Source organism: Bradyrhizobium sp. Crot121 (assembly GCF_059512385.1).
Map to the genome: position 1 here is coordinate 1 of NZ_JCAMOR010000224.1, position 1,748 is coordinate 1,748.

At 59.7% G+C, this 1,748-nt stretch carries 1 protein-coding gene; it reads right to left on the bottom strand.

The window, feature by feature from the left end:
* A partial coding sequence (locus AC5ZGW_RS46145; protein ID WP_496114162.1) for a spermidine synthase family protein occupies positions 1 to 1,151 on the bottom strand: 1,151 nt, incomplete at its 3' end.
* Positions 1,152 to 1,748 lie beyond the last annotated feature (597 nt).

Here is a 1,748-nt window from a genome sequence, read left to right on the forward strand (position 1 = left end):
CCTGTCGCCGCCCAGGTATCGATCAGGCTCATCTGGATGACATCGAAGGAGCGCGGTGTGCGGGCAAACCAGCTGCGCGCCTCGTCGACCTCGAACTTCACCCCATCCAATGCGGCAACAGCCGAATAGCCGGAAAAGTGGCGCTCCAGGACGTCGATGATGATCGGATTGATCTCGACGCCCGTCACGTCCCTCAGGCCGAAGAGGCGTTGCGACAGGACGTCCCGACCGCCGCCCACGCCGATCACGGCACCCGTTTTCAGGCCCGGGATGGCATAGGCAAGGTTGGTCACGTCATAGCGCAGGAACTCCAGGTTCGCGAGGACCCCATCGAAGCGGTATAGGGCGGTGCCGGCGCCGCCGTCGATATTCAGCGCGCGCTGCTCGATGGTCGAGTGCGGCAAGCGAGCCGAGGCGCCGAACATCGCCGGCGGGACGGTTTCGCTCCGACTGACGGTGATGCGGGAAAACGAATTCCAGCGATCGAACGCAAGGTCGGCCGGCGTTTCCACGTGATCCTTGATGATCAGCGGTCGAACGCCATAGGTCGTGAGCGTGTTCGCAATCGCAAAGAGTAGGCAGCCTATGAAAATGCTTCGGCGGTAGCGAAAGAGCTTTGACCCGAGCGACGCGGGTTCGGGCAGGGTGCCGAGTCCGGAGCCGGCGAAGCCGAGTGCGGCGAGCCCGATGAGCGCACCGATCCACAACACCGCTGATGGCCCGCTCATCAAATTTAGGAGCATGAGGACACCGATGGACCCAGCGGCCGCACCGATCAGATCCGCTCCGTAGACATTTCCGATTGCATAGGGACTGCGCGTTAGGGCCAGGCTCACGACAACGCCCGAAAAGAAGAATGGAAGGGCAAGACAGAGCGCGAATTCTGTCCAAGCGACCAGGGAGGTGAGGGATGGCGAAGCACCTGTTACCAACGTCAATTGCACGAGCATGGCAAGATCGGTCGTTAATGCGAAGGCCAGCGCCGCCACGGCCAGGTCGTAGGACAGTTGCGCCGGTCTGAACCTCTCCCTGCGCAAATAGACAAAAACCGCGCCGGCGGTCAGGCCAAACATGGCAATGCTGATGACAAAGAAGGCCAAGTGGTACCATGAGACAACAGAAATGATTCTGGTCTCAATAATCTGCAGCATCAGCGTCGCTGCCGTTACCAAGCCAAGAGCCACATAGAATCGGACTCTTCGGCCGGTTTCGTCTCGCGATTTCGCTTTCGGTAGATGCACGCGCCCTCCCCGCCGATACGCGGCTGCCGAGCTGGGCCCAGGGTGATCTGGGTTAGCAATCTTTCCGTACGGCCTTGCGATGGCCCACAATAAACGTTGTCCTTCACTCCACAACCAACGTTACCCAGACAGAACGCAGAGGCATTTGGCGCGGCAATTAGAGCAAAAGTGCGCCTGAACATTTCAGGTTCAACGCGCAGAGAACGCGGCCCCAAGTCGCGGTGGCAGCGTCGCCCGTTCAGCACGCGCGAATGCTATCAAGGCACGCGCCAGAGTAACGCGCCATATCTGCGAAACTGTCGACTTTTGCAATAGTATCTGCCAACGGGTGATAATTCGGAATGAAGAGGCCGCCAACTGAGGCGGCCTTACCGTAGGCCAATCCGGACCACAGCCATTTCCGCGATCTCTCACGGCTCGCTGATGCCTGTCGCGCCGACCTCGATAACCTTGCGAGCGACCATATTGCAAAACGGGTCGTTACGATCAACCACGCCCAGCAAGTTT